This is a genomic window from Paenibacillus sp. PvP094, from assembly GCF_040546835.1.
GTDB lineage: Bacteria > Bacillota > Bacilli > Paenibacillales > Paenibacillaceae > Paenibacillus > Paenibacillus illinoisensis.
This window is the reverse complement of record NZ_JBEPOM010000001.1, coordinates 5,293,236-5,311,724: the sequence shown is the minus strand read 5'-3', so window position 1 is coordinate 5,311,724 and position 18,489 is coordinate 5,293,236. Positions and strand designations below refer to the sequence as shown.

Here is an 18,489-nt window from a genome sequence, read left to right as displayed (position 1 = left end):
ACTGTAGGGTTTCTTGAAACCGCTAACATACTCTGAAATCCAAAAAGGAGGAGAACGAAAGCATGCGTAGAAAGTGGCCTTTTTTATTGTTGGCATTTACGTTGACTGTTGGATTGTCTGTACCTGGAACCCAGGAAGTTCGAGCGTCAGAGGGCGACTCACAGCCATCTATTGATCGTGTCGGTGAGAATCTGTCTCTGGGTACGGATGGCAGAAGCAGACTCTATCCAAAAGATTGGTATCCTGGATTTAAAGATGAACAGGGAAGGTTTCTGCATGACTTTTCGTATGCCGGTTATCGGCGCGGAGAAACAGAACTACCTAAAACGGCTAAAAACAAACGTATTGACGTTACCAAATCACCTTATTTTGCCGATCCTTCAGGGAATCGAGATGCAACACAGGCTATTCAAAAGGCAATTGATGCCGCTGTTGCGTTAGGTGGGGGTGTCGTGTATCTTCCCAAGGGTACATATCAGGTTAACCCTCAGGATGGCAAGGATTATTCACTAAACATTCCTGCAAGTCGTGTGGTCCTGAAAGGTGACGGGATGAACAAGACTCATATCTATAATGCACAGCAAAATATGAAAAACAAGGATATTATCCGGATCGGTAACGGAGATTGGAAGAAAACCGGAATTTCTACGAAACTTCGAAAATCCGTTACTGATCCAACCGTCCTGCTACCCGTTGAGGACACAAGCGGGTTTGCGGTGAATGATTACGTGGTCATTTCATTCGAAACGACGCCGGGTTTCTTGCGTGAGCTTGGCATGCAAAACAAGTGGTCGTCACGTCTCGGGAAAGTAGAACCGTTATTCTATCGCCAAATTGTAGGCGTAGATCCGGAGAACCATACGATCACGCTAGACATTCCGACGCGTTATCCAATGAAGCTGCGCGATGATATTACGATTAGTCAGACCGCAGATCCGATTGTTGAGGTAGGTTTGGAAGATTTCTCGATTGCAAATATTCAAAATGCGAAATCGGGGCTTGGTGAAGATGACTTCAAAGTCGTTGGGACTGCTGGGTATGAAGCCGATAATGCCAAAGCGGTTAATGTGATTGCAGTGGCGAACAGCTGGATTCGAAATATTAACACCTATAAACCAGCTGGCAATGCAGATTATCACCTGTTATCCAAAGGGATTATTCTGGATCGTACGAAGAATGTAACTGTGGATCATGTAACTATCCAGTACCCGCAGTATCGTGGGGCGAATGGAAACGGTTATTTATATCAATTTATTGGCAATGATAATCTCATTAAGAATAGTAAGGCAATAGGAGCTAGACATAGCTTCACATATGCTAACTTCTCTGCAAACGGGAATGTCCTGCAAAGTTCGTATTCTGAGAAGCCTTCATTATTGACTGATTTTCATATGTATTTAAGCATGGCGAACCTGATCGATAACCTGGTCGTTAACGGGGACGGGATCTCTGCCATTACACGGGATTATGGATCATCCGAAACGAATCGTCATGGGGTGGTAACCACTGAAAGTGTGTTCTGGAATACGACCGGTCAGGCGGCACACCCTAGTAAATCCGGCGTTATTGTAGAATCAGAACAATTCGGGAATGGATATGTCATTGGAACCAAAGGAAAGGACACCGGCGTGAACGTCAACATTGTCGGTTCCATTCCGGATGCGAATACGCAGCCATTTGATATGGCGGAAGGCATTGGGCAGGGCGATCGTTTATCCCCGCAAAGTTTATATCAGGATCAGAGCAAGAAACGAATCAAAGATCTTCATCTGGGGCTTAAATCCCTGTTGGTGAATGGCGAAGCTATAGGGGGTATGCAGTTCTTAAGAACGGATTACGTTCATACTTTGCCTTATGGCACAACCGAAACGCCGATCATCTCTGCAAAAGCTTATGCCAAGGATGCAAAGGTTAAAATTAAGCAACCGCAAGGGACTAATGGAACCGGAGAGATCACTGTATCCTATCGGGGTCACACCCAGAACATACGAGTGAAGTTTAAGGTAGCTGATACACCCGTACTTCCAGAGAATATCTCCATAAGTCCCAATAAAACAGTACCCGGTTGGAGAGTCGCAGGTAATGCGATCAGCGCAGGCGGAAGCGGAGAATTATCCTCGTTTCTAACATTAGATAATGGAGAGATCGTAAACATTGCAGAATTGAATGTTCCTGTGACGTACACATCAAGTGATGATACGATCGGATATATGGAAGGAACTACATTCCATGCGGTAAAAGCGGGAAAGGTCGACATCATCGTGAGCTGCGTCTTTAATGGCGTAACGGTCGAGGCACAGGAGAAATTTGAAGTCAAAGAGCCTATGGCTGAACCGGAAGGACAATTCGCTGTCGTAACTAATGTTACGGCAAGTGCAGATGATGGCAATCTGCCGATCCATACGATCGATCGTGATCCAGACTCCAGATGGTCTGCAGATGGAAAGGGACAATACCTGCAGTTGGAGCTTGAGCAACAGACTCAAGTAGGGCAGGTTAGCATTCAATTCTATAATGGGCATACGCGATCCAATTATTTTGATTTGGAAGTTTCGTTAGATGGAATTAATTACCAAAAGGTATTAAGTAACGTGGCCAGTCAAAAACAGGCGGCTTATGAAACATTTGAATTTGAACCGGTTCAGACCAAATTTATTCGATATGAACAGCATTATTGAATTTTGGGTACACGAGAATTAAAAATGACGTAGGATCAGATTAATAGAATTCGATTCAGATTTCGAATATAATATGTGCTTATTTTAAAACTAAAATGGGTGCATATTATATTTGGATAGATTGGATAGCTGAATTGTGAAGAAGTCAGATCACATATTTATCCATATGAGTTTGAAAAGATCTCGGGGGCTATAAATCAAAAAAGCCACATTGATCCATGTGGTAAAACTAAAACTATGATACTGTTTCACAAAACTCGTATTTTGTACATATGTATAAGTAACCACTTTTATGCTGAATCGATAAATAATTTGTTGAGTAGCTCTCTTCCTGAATTTGGATATTACTTATGTCTTTTTTAGCCGTTTTATAAATTTCACGTAGCTCTGGCAAATTAATCTCAGACATATCAGAATTTAATTCCATCTCTGTTTCTTTTAAAAGTTGCTGTCTTACACTTAACTCACTTATTCTTGAACTAACAACGCTTATTCTATATTTGAGGTCATTTAGTTTTTCTAAGTCATTCTTATAATTTTCATTAATATTCAAACTTGTTTTTCTTTTTTCTAAAACTAGAATGTTCTTCTTTACAATGTCCAGTTGCAACTCAAGCTCTGTTTTTGATCTATGCTTTTCTAATCTCTTTCTATATTCCTGCTCGCCCTTTAATTTGGTATTTAATTGCGATCTATCTGAAACAGGGAAACCGAACATAAATAAATGTAATGTCTCATATTCAATATTTGTAGACCATGTACTCAGAACTCTTAAGGTTTTGCTTACTTTATTATCTTGGTACCTTATATAATGTGAAATTAACAATTTCTTCTCAAAATCTTTCCCCTTATCTTTAGTCAGATTCTGCCCGTTAATAGACATGATTTTTTTGTTTCTTTGTAAGAAGTTCCGTTTAATCACAATTTCATTTGAGGATTCAACCAATAGATCTTCTTTAAGAACCAAAGTTATCAGCACTTCACTCTCCACTAAAAAATCTTTAACATAACTGATTTCCTTTTTCGTTTCGGGATCTATGAAGATTTGTTCCCCATCCCCCCCCTAAACAATAGTCTATCAATGCAAGCACAGTCGTTTTCCCAACGTTATTACCAGTCTCAAGATCACTTTTTCCTATAGTTTCATCTACAATGAGATTAGCACCTAAATGAAATTCTATCTTTCGGATGATCTCTGAATAGGAAGATATTATTAGTTCTTTTAAGTACATAATTCAACGTCTCCTTTCTCATCTATTTTTATTGCTTCTATGAGGTACAACCAGTCAAGGCAATATGCAAATATCTTTAGTGATATCCCATATTTATCTTTTAAGAATTGAAACAACAATACGATTTGTAGTTTTTCTTTTCTCTGAACTTCTTTTAAGACTAAAGATGCAAAATAATAAACACTGTTTTCGGGTTTTATTTCATTAGGTAGCAACATAATTATACCCCTTAGGATTCTTGAAAATTTTACATCTAATAAACGCATCAACAGCGATTATTTTCACACACATTTCAACAATATCTTCTTCAAGATCATTCAAGTTGTTACTGTTGTTTATGTACTCTTCAACACTGCTTACTACATTAAAAAATCGTTCAACATTGTTAATATTAATATTGCACATTTCTTTTTCATAAAAGGATGTTAGTTTCCTTAATACAGAGATTCTTTTATTCTTCCCTTCATATTCAAATTCCTTATATATTCGATCCAATTTCGAGTAGTAGGGAAGGTATTCATTAATAGTTGTATCCTTAATAATTTCTAGTTCATTATAGACAATTTTTTCGTCAATATTAAAAATGTCGAGTTTAGTACTAGAGTTCCCACTCTCATCAAGGTCTTCTTCAGCTAGTAAATTCACGATTGTAGCATAGATCATGTACGAAACTATATTTACCAATACTTAATTGTGAAATTGAAGTTAACAAGCTTACTTTGTCCAAAATATCCTCTTCAGGTATAAATGAAATTTTGTGTGGATTTATATAATTCTTATTACGTAAGCTTTGTGTTTCATCAGCGATAAACAGAAATTTAATTTTATATCCTTCGGCAGCATAATCCATTGTCTTTTGTTTACATAGAGTATTCTCTATTTTCTGTTTAGTGGCTGTGGAAGATATTTGAATAGCTAGCTTGTTAGTTGCGTCAATTAAGTCTATAGCTGCCACATTTGCACTCAGAACGTTGGCTGACTCTAGCTGATAGTCATATACACTGTTCAAGAGGTCTCTATAAAATGTTTCAGCATGGATGTTAAGATCTAGAACATTTAATTTACCATTGGTTTTAATTCTCCTTGATAATATTTCTAATTTTTCGGAGATTTCGTTGTAATACTTTTGTCTCTTCATGGCCGAAAAGATCACCTCTTATCACGTTGGTTGTTCATCAGATTTTATTGCTTTCCCCTTGGTGTTTATTATAATCCCCTGAGATGAGATAGCGATAGTAAATAATAGAAACAATGTGTTTTATCACAAACATAAAAAGAAATTCAACAATAGAAAATCTGAGTCACTGTAGAAAAAATGAATAACTTGAGTTATATGTAGTTTGAGTTTTGTTTTGTAAGGTATGAACAATACTTTAAAATAACATGTTGATCTCGGTCCCTTACTGAACAAATTTCATAAGCCTCTGTCTGCCGGATAGTGGAATAGCGACAGATCCATAGATGAGACTGCCGCTACCAAAGCTAAAAGAATCGCCGATATAGTTCTCTACGTCGTTCACCGCGTAGTTGAGCATAGATTTGTGTGGTCGATGCTTTTTCATGCCCTAACATACCTTGGATAAAATCTAATGGTGCTCCATTATCAAGCAACTGACATGCATAGGTATGACGAAAACGGTGAGGATACACATTTGCAGCAACTGCTCCACGCGATGCTAGCCGCTTTAATACCCACCTGAGTGTCGGTATTGCCATACGTTTTACCGGATTGGTATCTGTTACAAATAAGGCTTTGCACGAGTCTTCGCGATTATCTAAATACTTCTTCAACCATACTTTGCACTCCGTGGTGAAGTAAACCTCTCTTTGCTTTGCCCCCTTTCCGTTTACAATAGCCGAGCAGTTTTCCCAGTTCAAGTCTTCTATGTTTAACTTCTCTACCTCACCTATACGACATCCTGTACAATATAAAAATTCAAGAAGACGTCTTTCCCGTAAGGTCTGACAAGAGATCTTTAAATGAATCACATCTTCTTCCATCAAAAACTTAGGTACCCGCTTCTCCATTTTTGGCTCACGCAGTTTATTGGAAGGATTGCTAGATAGATAGGTTTCTTCATATGCAAACCGAAATAAGGAACGTACAAAACGGATACGGTGTCCTAGGCTGTTTGGTTTTAGACGATCAGATTGCTTCGCTAAGTATTCCTTCAAAAGATTTAGAGTTACTCCCGAAATATCTACATCCCCTAGTTCCGTAACCAACATCTTGAATTGTAAAGCATATGCACGCAATGTATTCGGGCTAAACCCTTGAATTCGTTTATCTGCCTCATATTGATTCCAAAGTTCACTAACCTCCTATAAAAGCAATCAATACTAGTTTGCTTCAAATAGTAGTTTTAGACTGGGGCTATTTAACTAGAGTTTCCCGTTAGTTTAACGAGGAATAGAGCAGTTGCCAATTGCAAACTGCTCTATCTGTTTTAAGTATATTCAAAGAGGAAACTTTCTGAAACAATCACAACTCATGTATTTTTCTTACCGCAAACCATAGCTCAACGAAATTAAGCCCGTCTTTTAAATATTACTCCATAATTAATCAAGCCATACCTCTGACAATACTGCCGTAGTCAACAGTACTTCCAAACGAGGCAAATACGCTTCGTGCCGCCTCATCCACCTGCAAAAACACGCCGATTCCCGGAAACATGCCTCTCCCGACCGAAAGATAAATTTGGCTGTAACGAATAGGCACAAAATCGCTTGAATCCTTCTTTCTGACAAGTAGGCTTCTGTATGAAGGTTCATTGGGCTTCGTATCCTTATTGATCATGCTCCAGTACTTGTTTCCGCTATGTTGCTCTAATCTTTTTCCAGATTCCGATACCATTCATCGTGACGAGAAAGCAGATGGTTCTGCTTAAATGCATGTATTCCGTTGATAGCATGTGATTCCCATTGCTCGAATGAGGCTTCATTAAAAGTGGAACGAGATCGAACAGGCAACTCAGAACTAAAATGAAAATCAATAAGATTCACATTGTTCTCTGTTCTCGGCTATAATATCACGGGATAAACCAAATAAATGAGTAAACAACTCATTAGACCCTTTAATTTCTAGAGTTGGTGTTACAATCATAGCGGGTAGCGTCAACGTGCCAAGCAAAGGATTTATGATTGTTCAGCAAGCCCTATTTATCAGAGCAGGTAATTACTATTCCGTTAGCATATATTTATCTAAATATCCAGAAGCCATATCTAAATATTCCTTATACACTCTAGAATCATTCTGAAGCCCATGCCCAGAATGTTCACTTACGAAAAACTGATAATCTGCGCGTTATTATCAAGCGTTTCCTTTAGCCTTAACGCGCCTTTATACGGCTGAGCCTTGTCATATGGAGCATACGTTACAACGCTTGGAACCGTGTCCTTATCTACATACATAACAGCGGATATTGGCTTTAGCAAGTCTAAATATGATCCGTCAGCAATCATCTCTTCCGTGATTCTTTCTCCCGACATTCGAGAAACAAATCCCGCAAATGCTTCTCACTGTTCTTTTGTATCAGTTTTAATCCTATCCTCTAAAGCCTCTAAGGCATACACCTCTTCAGGATACCATTTAAAGAAAGTAGATTCTTTACGTTGAAAAAATTGCCTCGTATCATATATTTCATCAAATGATTTGGGGTGACTTTTCATTTGTTCTCTAAGACAATGGTAATACAAATATTTATTATCGTCGTTTCCCAGTTCGACAACAATATTCTTATTGTCATGGGAGTAGTAAACATGAGCTGTCAATTGATCGTATACACTGGTATAGTCCTCTATAGTAATAACCCTGTACAGTTCATCACTACCAACAGTTTCATCTCCAATATATTTGTCACGACTCTCTCTAACTCTTATATTATACAACTCTTTGATTTCATGTTCGTTTTTAGGAAGAAAATCTCCAGATATATCTTCTATGTTATTTAGGTAAACCATACATTTAGATTTATTTTAAAGGGTATTCGGAAAATATGGTTGAAACCAACCCACTTACACACCAAGTTGAAATCGGAATACACGGTTGAATCATCTTAGTATTAATATTATAATTATTCGGGTATGTGGTAATGGATGAATTCCGTTAATATATGGGGGATATAACTTAATGAACGAAAAAATAGAAGACCGCAGTGATGGCTTAGAGCCTCGCGATCCAAAGGTTCGATTCGTGCGCGCGGACGCAAAACGCAACATTAATGCTTTGCTCCAGTCCGCGATGACTGTGTTCGAGTCTTCGGGAGTAGACGCTCCGGTTCGAGAGATTGCGCAGAAGGCCGGCGTCGGCGTGGGCACTGTTTACCGCCATTTTCCACAGCGCTCGGACCTGATCGAGGCTGTTTTCCGTCAGGAGATCGATGCTTGCGCATATGCTGCGGGAGATTTAGCCGCTAAATATGAACCCGTTGAGGCACTAGAGCGATGGATGCAGCGTTACTTGGACTTCATAGCAACTAAACGCGGACTTGCGGCGGCTCTACATTCAAACGATCCGGCATACGAGACTTTGCCTGTCTGCTTTGTAAAGGAACTAAGTCCGGCACTAAAGTCCTTGCTTGAAACAGCGACAGATGCCGGTGAGGTACGTGCCGATGTCGAGCCAGACGAATTGCTGTGGGCGGTCGCGAGCCTCTGTACGGCGGTACATGACGGAGATACTGTGCATGCGCAACATATTGTTGCACTGCTCGTAGATGGGTTGCGCTACCGCGCAAACCGCTAACGCATCGTTAAGTGGACGGAGGTTGTCTCCGGCGAATCGATAAGAAATACACAGTGCGCTCCCTCACCGGCTCGACGCCGGTGAGGGAGCGCACTTTGCATTTCTTAGAGCTTATTTGGATTCAATTCGACCAATTGGGTTGGCACTCTCCGACAAAGTCTTTTGCACTACCGACCAGCTGGCGTGCTCAATGTCGAGTGCTTGGCGAAGGTACGCCCATGTGACCCGCTGGATCAAAGCGACACGTTCCGGGTTTTCATCTGTTGTTTCCTTAACCTCGTAACCCGAGATTCCACCAAGTAAGTGTTCTGCGCCAAAGAGGGTAAGCAAGCTCTCGGCTCCCGGGCTGAAGAAGTAGGGGTCGGTCATCCATTCCGGGCCGCGGACGGTCAACTGATATTTTTGCGGGATGTTGTCCTGATCCCCGGCGACCACAAGGGTAGGCGTCGTCATGTGCGCAAAGCTCACGTTCAGGTGCGGCATGTTCTCGGCCGCGAACGCTGTCAGGCTGTCCCCGCCTTGCCCAGCCGTAGCCAATAGCACGCCCGCTTTGATGCGCGAGTCGGCCAGATCCTCTTCCTTCTTGGTTTCCGGGTTGAGAACTCGCAAGCCCAAAAGATTGCCCGCCGTTTGGCCGCCGAAGGAGTGTCCGGCTGTAGCGATACGGCTTCGGTCAAGACGTCCGCTGAGGCCGGGAACGGAAGATTCTAGGAGATCTAGCTGATCGAGGATGAGCTTCATGTCTTCGACTCGGAAACGCCAGATCCGTGGTGTGCGGGGATCGTCCTTAGGAAGGCCCACTGTCCTCGAGTCGAGATGGGTGGGTTGTATGACCACGAAGCCGTGTGCAGCCCAGAAGTCAACCAAGGGGCCGTAGCCCTCCAACGAAGAGCCGGATCCGTGTGAGAAAACAATGATAGGTAAATTACGACCGGTCGTCGGCGCGGATACTCTCACTCGTAGATCCTCACCACGGCCCGGGGCTGATAACACTATCGGCTTCACCGAGATGACTGGAGAGGATGCGTTAATCTTGAATTCCATAATAATTGTTCCTTCCCTTCTTTAAAAGATATTAAGATTTATGGCTAACGCCGCCTTTGTTTTGAAAAGATAAGCTTAAGCGGAACCACGTTCCTATTATAAACGGAACAAAATTCCGTTTGCAATAAGTTTTTAATTAATCACTCGATTAGGCCTCATTCATCAACATTCCCCCTACTTTTATGGCAAAACATCTCCAGAGCATCAATCATTCGACCATCCTTCTGACAGGAAGTAAAAACTATCATTGCTCAAAAATCTTTTCCCGCCCTTCTTTCATCTCAAGACACCATCGGCATGCAGAGCTGGTCTTTGTATCAAGTCCATTTCTAGTATCAAAATGTATCCTACCCCACAAAAATGTTCCGTTCACACAAAAAAGTGCGTACTTTTCACCAATTAGTAAGGCTGATAACCTTACATACAGAACAATCAATCCACAATTGATTGTGCGACACACCGTCGTTAAAAAAATCATAGGTGAGGTGCTAAGAAATGAAGGAATATCAACTTATTTTGAAAGAGAAGAAAATCGTTTGGGGAGAAACCATAGATATTGAGCGACTCATTGACAACAAACCAGTCAACTCCATCAGACAGGGCGTTAACTCGAACATGGATTGGAATTTGCCTGCAGGCATATATCGAGCAAAAGAGATTGTTATCGAACTCGATAAAATGCTTGAGGCCATGCTGGTTCAGCTGGGCGAACCAGTGAAGAGCGATCCGACAGTACTCTTAGATAGCCTGTTAGCGAATTTGGCGATTTACGGACGCTTGTCTTCTTTGCCCTTAAAATCATTGGAACTTGAAGATCATGCCGGTATAGAGATTAGTGCTCAAGCGGTGCGTATCGGAGAAGAATTAATAAGCTGGGCCAGAGAGATCAATGCTGAGAAAAAGACATTGGCTGAGTATGGATCAGAAACGCTTAGTGAACTGGAATTTCGAAGCCACTGTTATGGTCATCCACTGACCCCGGAAGCCACTGCTCAGGTTTGGGGACCATTTGGCGGACCAAGAATTATGCAGATTTATAATGAATACTTACACCAATTCGTTTTACTTCGGGATGCCTTATTACCATTTGCTAATTGGGAAGAGGTTCCGTTTGAAGTCAAGGAATATTGGGAATTCAAAGGATTGCGTTTTCTAGAGCCATCCCGAGAAGTATTCTTAACGCAACTGTTCAAGAAAAAATTGACACACAAATCGATCATTCACTATGCACAAAGTGTGGTTAGCTCAGGGTTAGATAGAGTTGGTTACGGCTTCCAATATCGTCTAGGCACTGTTTTGCCGGCTGGTTTGGGTGAGTCTGCCCGTACGGCATCCCGTTATCTCTTGAGATGGCATCCCGTACAAACGATACAGGCAGAAGATGCAGAAGGTTTGACTGCGGTCTCCTTCGATTATGAATATGAAGATTATTATTCCGCGCCCCGTAAAGAGGCAGGAAAAGGAACACCCGCAGACGACGAATTGCTTCCTGAATATGGGGAGGATTACAATGAACCATCTATTGCCCGGTTGCTGCCAAATACCAGTATAGATCGAACAACCCTACAGTTCAGTTTGGAGATAAAAGGCAGCAAGTTTGCAGTAGATCTTGGTCAGCTTTTTAGGGGGCGGCGGTTTTTATATCGGCCACAAAGAAGCAGCAATGCCGGGTGCGAATTTAAAAAACGAGAATACATCAACTGGCACCCTGCTGAAGACATTCTCTCGCATTCCGGATTGGTCACCAATGCAGATGGCATCCATTTCATTCCGACTGGCAAAAACGAACTTGTCTTATGGGCTTTACTAGGCAAACTCTATCCCGAAAATGTAGTTTTATTGGATAAAGGAGATCAGGAGGAGCTGGAGGCGGCATATGTTTCCGGCAAAGGCTTCGGTACGCAATTTCTAGTGCTGTAAGTTGTGAAATGAAACCCACCGTTCATTTTGGATAGAAAGGAAGAATCTATATTGACCAGACAACAAAAGTTTTTGACAATGAATTTATTTTTAATGACCTTTATTCTGGGGACCAGTGAGTTTTTGATGGTCGGATTATTATCTGAAGTTGCCACAGATATGAAAATCGCCATATCGACTGCAGGCTTTGTGGTGACGGCTTTTGCGCTTACCTTTGCTATAGGTACACCGGTCTTCACAGCATTATTCAGCCGATTTTCCAAATTCCCGCTCATCCTTGTCTTACTCAGCATATTTATTGTTGGGAATATCATCACGGCTTTATCAGAATCATATGGCCTGCTTCTGGTGTCAAGAATAATCACGGCCGTAGTTACCGGCGTCTTGATCGCACTCGCGATGTCAGTGGCAAGTGAAGTCATGCCTCCGGAAAAAAGAGGGCCTGTGATCTCCATCATCTTTACTGGTTTCACTGTGGCAAGCGTCCTTGGCGTACCTCTTGGCACTTTTATCGGACAATGGGGCGGGTGGCATTTGGCCTACTGGTTAACCACATTTTTGGGAATCATTTCTTTGATAGCAAGCATCGCAACCATTCCTAGAGGACTAAAAGGAACGCACAGTCCACTCACAAAACAACTCAGATTGCTCGCCTACCCCAGAATTTTGCTTGCTTTCGCCATTATGATGTTAAGTATAGCAGCTACTTATAGCATCTATACGTATTTAGCTCCTTTGCTTCAGGATGTGCTTTTTGTTCCGGCTCGTTATATTAGTCTCATCTTTTTACTGTATGGTGTTGTGTCTATTTTCAGCACGCTAATCGGAGGAAAGCTGGCTGTCAGTGACGGGATGAAAAAAATTCGCTATGTGCTTCTGGCTCAAGGTGTCATCTTGGTGTCGCTTTATTTTACTTCCGGCTCTCTTGTTGGGGGACTCGTCAGCATCTCATTCATGGCTCTCGTTGTTTATCTTATGAACTCGACGATGCAGTTGTACTTCATTGATTTTGCCGATGAGCATGTTCCGGAGGCAAGAGACTTAGCCTCGTCCTTAACCTCCGTTGCCAACAATGTTGGCATTGCGATCGGATCCGCTTTAGGTGGATTTGTCACTACGAACATGAAGCTTATTGATCTATCCTGGTCTGGGGGAATTGTAGCCGTACTCGCGGCAGTGTTGGCATGGGTCAACTATCGTTTGAAGCAAGGAACCGTCAGTAAGACTAAAGTGAATAATGCACTGCGAGATCAACACGAAGGAAATATATAATTAAGACCTATAAAGCAGGAGGTAATTTGAAAAGTACCTCCTGCTTTTCGAGTATCAAGAGCAGCCCGATCAAGGCAAGGTTAATGGTAAATGGACAGCAGTAGCTTTTTATGCATTCTTGTGATCTGTGTACAATACTTCATCGGGAAAGTTTTCGATATAGTTGGTTCCAAAATCGCATAACATCATGAGCATAACGGAAAGTTGTTCACCCAGCTGAGATAAGCAATATTCCACTTTTGGCGGTGAAACTGGATAAACCTTGCGAATAATAAGTCCGTCGCTTTCTAGTATTCTTAGCTGCATCGTAAGCATACGTTGGGTTGCTTCAGGAAGTTCCCGTCGCAGCTCATTATACCGTACTGGACCTTTTGCTAAGCGGTTTAAAATGGATATCTTCCATTTCCCACTGATTAAGCCAAGTACAATTTCCGAGGTACAGCGATATTCTTTGTCTCGAAAGTTTATCATTTGTCGACACATCCTTTTTAGAAAAGATTATACAAATGTAAATGATCTCTCTTCAGCCAATTCGAATTATAGAACATTCATTCCATATATTATGTTTAAACACTCCATTCTTGTCAAGGACTTCTGGATCGATTAGTATAAAATTAAAAAAGGAGGTTATCTTATGCCGCGAACAGGACGTCCACGTACTTTTAATCGTGAAGAGGCGGTTGACGCCGCCATGATTCTTTTCTGGGAATATGGCTTTGAATCCACTTCACTAGCTCAGTTAAAGGCCGCAATGGGAGATATATCATCTGCAAGTTTTTACGCAGCGTTTAAGTCAAAAGAAGATCTGTTCCGTGAAGTGATTGATCGGTACATATCGATGTATGGACATGCTTCGGAAACTTTCAAAAATACAAACATAACGTCGAGAGCAGCCATGGAATTGGGACTGCTTGAAGCAGCTCGGTTCCAGACAGAGAACACTCACCCTTTAGGTTGTCTGTTGGTGTTGTCCACAGTTAACTGTTCTCCTGAGCAACAACATATCCAAGACCTTCTATTAAATGAAAGAAAGAGAGTCCGGGGGTGGATCAAAGATTGTATAGAACGAGCCGTAGCCAACGGGGAGTTGCCAGAATTCACGGATATCTCCATGGTGATTACGTTATTTGAAACATTTTTACGAGGGATTTCTACGCAAGCCCGAGACGATGTTCCATACGAGGAAATTGCTGCTGCCATAACTCATTTGATGAGCGTATGGGATTTGTTATCTGTTGACAACGTATTCGAGAGGATTGATTGAGCAATACAAATTACTTGATAGAGTGGCATCGATGCCCATATTCAATTTATTGTTTTTTAGATTGGTCGTCGTTATCCCTGTGTTGAAGGAACATCATAATCCTCCTTTTTATCACGGAATAAAGTTCTGGTTCAGCCCCTCACAATAATTCGATCAGCGTATCGCTTACCTTTTTATAAAACTTTTAGAATTAAATGAGGATTCTGCTTAAACTACCCGTTTGCCAACCATGCCCCTCTCGGGGCACCACAGAATAATGAAAATTCTGTAGATACGTTCTATACTATCTTACGGCTGGCGAGGGAGGTCGTTAAACTATGGTGTCTCGGACCCTTCCGTTAGTCTGACCCCAGCGACCTCGGTGCACCACGGACTGTCGCTCCTTTTTAGGAAGCACGCAGGGTAGATTAACCCTTTTTGGTTGTTGCACCAGCCCCCAATTTTACTTTGCCGTAGAAAGGTGAGTATCATGGATGTTCTCATTGAACGGGCATGCGGTTTGGATGTTCACAAGAAGAACATTACTGCATGCATCATTACACCTGAAGGAAAGGAGATTAAAACCTTCCGTACCCATACGAGGATCTGATAATTATCTCGGTGCCCAGTACAGGCGAATTGCAGCTCGCAAAGGAAGGCAACGTGCAGCTGTTGCTGTTGCGCATTCCATCATGACCATTGCTTACCATTTACTAACCAGGCAAGAAGATTATAAAGACTTAGGCTCCGATTATTTTGAGAAACGACACCATGACGCGATCGTCAAACAAACTGTTCGAAAGCTAGAAAACCTTGGATTTACTGTAACTCTGGCCACTTCAGAAGCATCCTAATTAACCTTCTCAAACCAAGAGACGCAGCTTTTTTTAAAATCTTGTAAGCTGCGCCTACTTTCGTATTGTCTTTTTTAGAGTTACGCTATGAGTTAATTTTCAGGGTAGTTTAATGCCATGGCATATAAATACGGTCAGTATCCGTATCAATTATAACATCTGGCCTAACATCTATTTCGTGTGAAGAAGGCAGACGCTCAAATTGAAACACCCTACAAAAAAAATCTGTAAATTCACTTATGTTTGTACAACTGGTTTTGGCTATTTCATATTACTTTCTTAATTCCGAAATTGAACATGTCTTGCCGATAATAAGTACATTTTCAAAATAACCATCAACTTCAACTATCAAATTCATCACCGCCGGTTACTATCCAGCCTGTAAGCTCAAAGGTATTGGTACATAAGATTAATAACATCTCTTAATTAAACTAAAGATTCCCGTCAGCTTAACAAATGACAGTTGTTGACTAAGAAGAAGGGATATAAATTAGTAAATTACATCTCCCGTCCAATCCACGAATATGAGACTATCTTTATCAGTCAGACTCCATTCAATTATGGTTTTTACAATACCTGACGTTATAACGTCGTCATCCCACAAAGGCGTCTGTACTCTAACCCATCCGCTACGACCACCATTTTCTAACCCGCCAAACTCCAAGCCCATAATTACGATGAAGGGGATTCGTTCTTTTTGGGATTGTCCAACTTCATAAGAAACGATAAAATTTTTATCATCCGAAACAATAAAAAGCTTAATTCGCCCGTAATCTTCATCATCTTCTTTGACATACCAATAATATCTTTTTTCACCATGAACGAACTTTCTTTTTCCCTTTGTATTAACACCCAATTTTGTCGTCCCCACTTTTCGACTTTAATCCATATGCGCTTGTGCATGATAATTCACCATTGTTTAGGTTAGACATTGGCATCTCAAACGTATAGTCTTTGGAAAAACCGTATGGTTCCATTACTTTCAACCTTCTCCAATTACATCAAATGTGCGGTTACCAGTATCATTATTATAACCCACTTTTTGAGTTAGTCGCTACGCTATCCTGCCCGTTAGCTTAATGAAACAGACAAATATTCTAATCGACATTCATACCCTATTCTCAATCTTTTCATCAATGAAACTCAGTTCTTGCCTACAGCCAAAGAAACCTGTTTACTAATACAAAAATCGTTAATTAGGCCAATTATGCTTTTATTTCGCCACATCAGTTCTGTGATGATAATATTAGATAACAGTCTAATCCGAAATGACACAATGTTCTTGTCCTTTTCAGCAATGGTACAATGTTCTTGTCCTCAGCTTGGGTCAAGAACTTGGTTCCTTAAAACAAAAAAGCCGCTAAAATAGCGACTTAGAATGGAACAATGTTCTTGTCCCGCGACACATATGTATAAAGCTAATAAGTCAAAGTTAGTCAAAGTCATTATTATTTTTGCTTCTGTTCCCACAGAAAGTTCCGTAGACATTAAATCCTTAAATTCTCCCTCTTTTTCATAATTGCTTTTGATTTTTCCTAACATTTCACCTAATTGGTTTATGTTATTAATCTCTTCTTTTCTTATATACACCCGCTCGTTAAATAAGAATAAATCTGCAGATGGATCTTTTTTGATCATCTCATTCGCTAAAATATCGCCTGTGCTCATCATTTGTTCTCCGTCGTTTTTCCCACCACATCCTGCAATGATAGCTATCATAATAATCATTATTATATATTTCATGAAATACCTCCCTAAAATCTAGTTGATAATATAGAAATTATAAGATATATTGGTAATTATATCAAATTATTAGGGTTAGTTCCTCTAGGTTTTTTTTTACCTCTCATCTAATGATTAGGGTCATTCACTCAATCATTGCCCCGTAGAATTAAAAAATGTGATAACTTTGAACTATTACTCATAACGCAACTCTTTTTGATTAGATAATGTATACTCACTCTTTACTTTGCTAAAACTGTCTTACTTAATCAATTATTTCCAATCTTTAAGAGATTGAACGTTCTTGCACCCAATCATACGACCTCAAGATAATTAAAGATAAATAAGAAGTATCCGCCTCCAAATCAATCGGATACTTCTTATATTAGGAACAATCGGAGAAAGTTTGTTTATTGAAACTGTGGAAGCAAATCTGTGTGTGCTTTCAACATTTTTTCAACTACAATGTGAGCTGTCTCTTTTTGAGTAATCGCAGGGTCCAATTCAACTGCTAATTTGACCCATTCCTTATCACCAGTAAATGCCGCTTTTACACTGAATTCGTGAATGTCAGAAATTTGATGAATCAGTTCTGCCAACTGTTGTGAAAATGGAGGAACAACTTTAGGCTTCACAACCCCACTTTCAACAGTGACAGGCACTTCCACGATTCGATCTTGAGGTAATTGAGATATGGCGTAGTTATTGCGCACATTAAGTATTGGCAATTCTACGTAGTTACCTTGTTGAAGTGCTACTGCCAGATCAATGGGATGTTCCCAACTTGGATTTATAAACAACCTCTGCCAATCCAACTTGCCATCTGCAATATTTAATAATTCCTGAAATCGTTCCTGCCGTTTTGTTGCTGTCCCATGATATGGAGGGGAAGTTGTATAGTGTATATTCTCACGATATGGCAGGTACTCCGCATGATGGTCTACAGCGCCTGCAGGTACCGCTCCATATAGATTATACCATTCTCTCATAATTCCGAGCTCTCGCTTTGTTTCACTGTCATACTTGCCCCAGTTTGCTTTTACAAGCACATCAATTAATTGAGGAAGCAAACTTTCACCTGTCTGCTTATCCATCATACTCATCACCCAGGCAAAATGATTGAGTCCTGCCGTTTCCACTGCGATCTCATCTCCTGAACGATTGACCAACCTGGCAAGAAATTCATAACTCTTTGGTCCGCGAAACGCGATATTGCAAAATCCAATACCTTTAATGTTGGAATAGCGTTCGATCGCAGTGACTACACGTGGCATGGGATTGGTTACATCCAGAAGAATTGCATCAGGACAAAGTTTCTCCATATCTCGGCAGATGTCGAGAATCAGCGTCACTGAACGGAATGTATTCAAAAGACCACCGATGCCACCACACTCCCTCGCTTGATCAGACAGTCCATGTTCTGTCAAAATGTTGAAATCTGTTAGCCAACGTTGTGCCCCTTGCGGAGAAGCGGATACGATGACATAATCGGCACCTATTAATGCTTCTTCCCGATCGATAGTCGCCTCAATTTCAAGAGGAACCTTCAGCTCACGAGCCACTCTTCGCCCCGCTCCAGCCATAGCTTCAACGATCTCTTTATTCACATCCACTAATACCAACTTGCCTGAAAGTTTATGCTTCACGATGGCATCTTCCAATACGGTAGGCGCAAACACGAAGCTACCTCCACCTATAAGTACTACTTTCATATGTCTTTCCACCCTTCTTTCTGTCCATTTCCATAGTCAAGTAAGAACAGGATATCGATACTATTGAA

Annotated in this window: 19 protein-coding genes; 6 read left to right on the top strand and 13 right to left on the bottom strand. The window is 41.0% G+C overall.

Annotated features, from left to right (window positions below):
* Positions 1-62: 62 nt before the first annotated feature.
* Complete coding sequence (locus ABIC22_RS24180) at positions 63-2,678, top strand: discoidin domain-containing protein (protein ID WP_354484385.1); 2,616 nt, start codon at positions 63-65, stop codon at positions 2,676-2,678.
* A gap of 235 nt (positions 2,679-2,913) precedes the next feature.
* Here the strand turns inward: ABIC22_RS24180 and ABIC22_RS24175 are convergent, their stop codons facing one another.
* The 8 genes from ABIC22_RS24175 to ABIC22_RS24140 form a co-directional block, all read right to left on the bottom strand.
* Positions 2,914-3,657, bottom strand: coding sequence for a hypothetical protein (locus ABIC22_RS24175; RefSeq protein ID WP_354484383.1), 744 nt, complete (start codon positions 3,655-3,657; stop codon positions 2,914-2,916).
* 22 nt (positions 3,658-3,679) lie between these two features.
* Positions 3,680-3,910: a hypothetical protein gene (locus ABIC22_RS24170; protein ID WP_354484381.1), complete on the bottom strand. Its 231-nt coding sequence runs from the start codon at positions 3,908-3,910 to the stop codon at positions 3,680-3,682.
* A complete protein-coding gene (locus ABIC22_RS24165; RefSeq protein WP_110821291.1) occupies positions 3,901-4,128 on the bottom strand; it encodes an ABC-three component system middle component 6 in 228 nt (75 codons plus the stop codon). Before ABIC22_RS24165 ends, ABIC22_RS24170 begins: the two co-directional genes overlap by 10 nt.
* Positions 4,115-4,555: an ABC-three component system protein gene (locus ABIC22_RS24160; protein WP_354484379.1), complete on the bottom strand. Its 441-nt coding sequence runs from the start codon at positions 4,553-4,555 to the stop codon at positions 4,115-4,117. Before ABIC22_RS24160 ends, ABIC22_RS24165 begins: the two co-directional genes overlap by 14 nt.
* Complete coding sequence (locus ABIC22_RS24155) at positions 4,539-5,048, bottom strand: SMEK domain-containing protein (protein ID WP_354484377.1); 510 nt, start codon at positions 5,046-5,048, stop codon at positions 4,539-4,541. The genes ABIC22_RS24160 and ABIC22_RS24155 overlap by 17 nt, the downstream gene beginning before the upstream one ends.
* A gap of 344 nt (positions 5,049-5,392) precedes the next feature.
* Entirely contained in the window at positions 5,393-6,190 is a 798-nt protein-coding gene (locus tag ABIC22_RS24150) for a tyrosine-type recombinase/integrase (protein ID WP_354486080.1), read from the bottom strand.
* 283 nt (positions 6,191-6,473) lie between these two features.
* The gene (locus ABIC22_RS24145; protein WP_354484375.1) at positions 6,474-6,707 is read right to left on the bottom strand and encodes a hypothetical protein; all 234 of its coding nucleotides are present in this window, start codon (positions 6,705-6,707) and stop codon (positions 6,474-6,476) included.
* A 719-nt stretch (positions 6,708-7,426) separates the two neighbouring features.
* A complete protein-coding gene (locus tag ABIC22_RS24140; protein WP_354484373.1) occupies positions 7,427-7,870 on the bottom strand; it encodes a hypothetical protein in 444 nt (147 codons plus the stop codon).
* 169 nt (positions 7,871-8,039) lie between these two features.
* Here ABIC22_RS24140 and ABIC22_RS24135 point away from each other — a divergent pair, with 169 nt between their 5' ends.
* A complete protein-coding gene (locus ABIC22_RS24135; RefSeq protein WP_354484371.1) occupies positions 8,040-8,654 on the top strand; it encodes a TetR/AcrR family transcriptional regulator in 615 nt (204 codons plus the stop codon).
* A 111-nt stretch (positions 8,655-8,765) separates the two neighbouring features.
* On the opposite strand, the gene ABIC22_RS24130 is transcribed toward ABIC22_RS24135, so the two are convergent.
* Positions 8,766-9,698, bottom strand: coding sequence for an alpha/beta hydrolase family protein (locus ABIC22_RS24130; protein WP_354484369.1), 933 nt, complete (start codon positions 9,696-9,698; stop codon positions 8,766-8,768).
* A gap of 495 nt (positions 9,699-10,193) precedes the next feature.
* Here ABIC22_RS24130 and ABIC22_RS24125 point away from each other — a divergent pair, with 495 nt between their 5' ends.
* Complete coding sequence (locus tag ABIC22_RS24125) at positions 10,194-11,618, top strand: hypothetical protein (RefSeq protein ID WP_354484367.1); 1,425 nt, start codon at positions 10,194-10,196, stop codon at positions 11,616-11,618.
* A 51-nt stretch (positions 11,619-11,669) separates the two neighbouring features.
* Positions 11,670-12,890, top strand: coding sequence for an MFS transporter (locus ABIC22_RS24120; RefSeq protein ID WP_354484366.1), 1,221 nt, complete (start codon positions 11,670-11,672; stop codon positions 12,888-12,890).
* Positions 12,891-12,998: 108 nt separating this feature from the next.
* Here the strand turns inward: ABIC22_RS24120 and ABIC22_RS24115 are convergent, their stop codons facing one another.
* A complete protein-coding gene (locus ABIC22_RS24115) occupies positions 12,999-13,361 on the bottom strand; it encodes a winged helix-turn-helix transcriptional regulator (protein ID WP_076315277.1) in 363 nt (120 codons plus the stop codon).
* Positions 13,362-13,524: 163 nt separating this feature from the next.
* On the opposite strand from ABIC22_RS24115, the gene ABIC22_RS24110 reads away from it, so the two are divergent.
* Both ABIC22_RS24110 and ABIC22_RS24105 read left to right on the top strand, forming a co-directional pair.
* A complete protein-coding gene (locus ABIC22_RS24110; RefSeq protein ID WP_354484363.1) occupies positions 13,525-14,154 on the top strand; it encodes a TetR/AcrR family transcriptional regulator in 630 nt (209 codons plus the stop codon).
* 473 nt (positions 14,155-14,627) lie between these two features.
* Positions 14,628-14,987 (top strand): hypothetical protein, encoded by a 360-nt coding sequence (locus ABIC22_RS24105; protein WP_354484361.1) that lies wholly within the window; start codon positions 14,628-14,630, stop codon positions 14,985-14,987.
* A 490-nt stretch (positions 14,988-15,477) separates the two neighbouring features.
* Here ABIC22_RS24105 and ABIC22_RS24100 read toward each other — a convergent pair whose 3' ends face one another.
* The 3 genes from ABIC22_RS24100 to ABIC22_RS24090 all read right to left on the bottom strand — a co-directional run bounded on the left by ABIC22_RS24100 (position 15,478) and on the right by ABIC22_RS24090 (position 18,421).
* The gene (locus ABIC22_RS24100; protein WP_354484359.1) at positions 15,478-15,843 is read right to left on the bottom strand and encodes a hypothetical protein; all 366 of its coding nucleotides are present in this window, start codon (positions 15,841-15,843) and stop codon (positions 15,478-15,480) included.
* Positions 15,844-16,304: 461 nt separating this feature from the next.
* Complete coding sequence (locus ABIC22_RS24095) at positions 16,305-16,730, bottom strand: hypothetical protein (protein ID WP_354484357.1); 426 nt, start codon at positions 16,728-16,730, stop codon at positions 16,305-16,307.
* A 389-nt stretch (positions 16,731-17,119) separates the two neighbouring features.
* Complete coding sequence (locus ABIC22_RS24090) at positions 17,120-18,421, bottom strand: family 4 glycosyl hydrolase (RefSeq protein WP_354484356.1); 1,302 nt, start codon at positions 18,419-18,421, stop codon at positions 17,120-17,122.
* Positions 18,422-18,489: the final 68 nt, after the last annotated feature.

What these genes read in the sequence shown, in the direction of transcription:
- ABIC22_RS24125 (WP_354484367.1), top strand. Translation starts at nt 10,194, where the DNA reads ATGAAGGAATATCAACTTATTTTGAAAGAGAAGAAAATCGTTTGGGGA.
- ABIC22_RS24135 (WP_354484371.1), top strand. Translation starts at nt 8,040, where the DNA reads ATGAACGAAAAAATAGAAGACCGCAGTGATGGCTTAGAGCCTCGCGAT.
- ABIC22_RS24095 (WP_354484357.1), bottom strand. Translation starts at nt 16,730, where the DNA reads ATGAAATATATAATAATGATTATTATGATAGCTATCATTGCAGGATGT.
- ABIC22_RS24110 (WP_354484363.1), top strand. Translation starts at nt 13,525, where the DNA reads ATGCCGCGAACAGGACGTCCACGTACTTTTAATCGTGAAGAGGCGGTT.
- ABIC22_RS24130 (WP_354484369.1), bottom strand. Translation starts at nt 9,698, where the DNA reads ATGGAATTCAAGATTAACGCATCCTCTCCAGTCATCTCGGTGAAGCCG.
- ABIC22_RS24180 (WP_354484385.1), top strand. Translation starts at nt 63, where the DNA reads ATGCGTAGAAAGTGGCCTTTTTTATTGTTGGCATTTACGTTGACTGTT.
- ABIC22_RS24155 (WP_354484377.1), bottom strand. Translation starts at nt 5,048, where the DNA reads ATGAAGAGACAAAAGTATTACAACGAAATCTCCGAAAAATTAGAAATA.
- ABIC22_RS24140 (WP_354484373.1), bottom strand. Translation starts at nt 7,870, where the DNA reads ATGGTTTACCTAAATAACATAGAAGATATATCTGGAGATTTTCTTCCT.
- ABIC22_RS24145 (WP_354484375.1), bottom strand. Translation starts at nt 6,707, where the DNA reads ATGATCAATAAGGATACGAAGCCCAATGAACCTTCATACAGAAGCCTA.
- ABIC22_RS24165 (WP_110821291.1), bottom strand. Translation starts at nt 4,128, where the DNA reads ATGTTGCTACCTAATGAAATAAAACCCGAAAACAGTGTTTATTATTTT.
- ABIC22_RS24115 (WP_076315277.1), bottom strand. Translation starts at nt 13,361, where the DNA reads ATGATAAACTTTCGAGACAAAGAATATCGCTGTACCTCGGAAATTGTA.
- ABIC22_RS24090 (WP_354484356.1), bottom strand. Translation starts at nt 18,421, where the DNA reads ATGAAAGTAGTACTTATAGGTGGAGGTAGCTTCGTGTTTGCGCCTACC.
- ABIC22_RS24105 (WP_354484361.1), top strand. Translation starts at nt 14,628, where the DNA reads ATGTTCTCATTGAACGGGCATGCGGTTTGGATGTTCACAAGAAGAACA.
- ABIC22_RS24170 (WP_354484381.1), bottom strand. Translation starts at nt 3,910, where the DNA reads ATGTACTTAAAAGAACTAATAATATCTTCCTATTCAGAGATCATCCGA.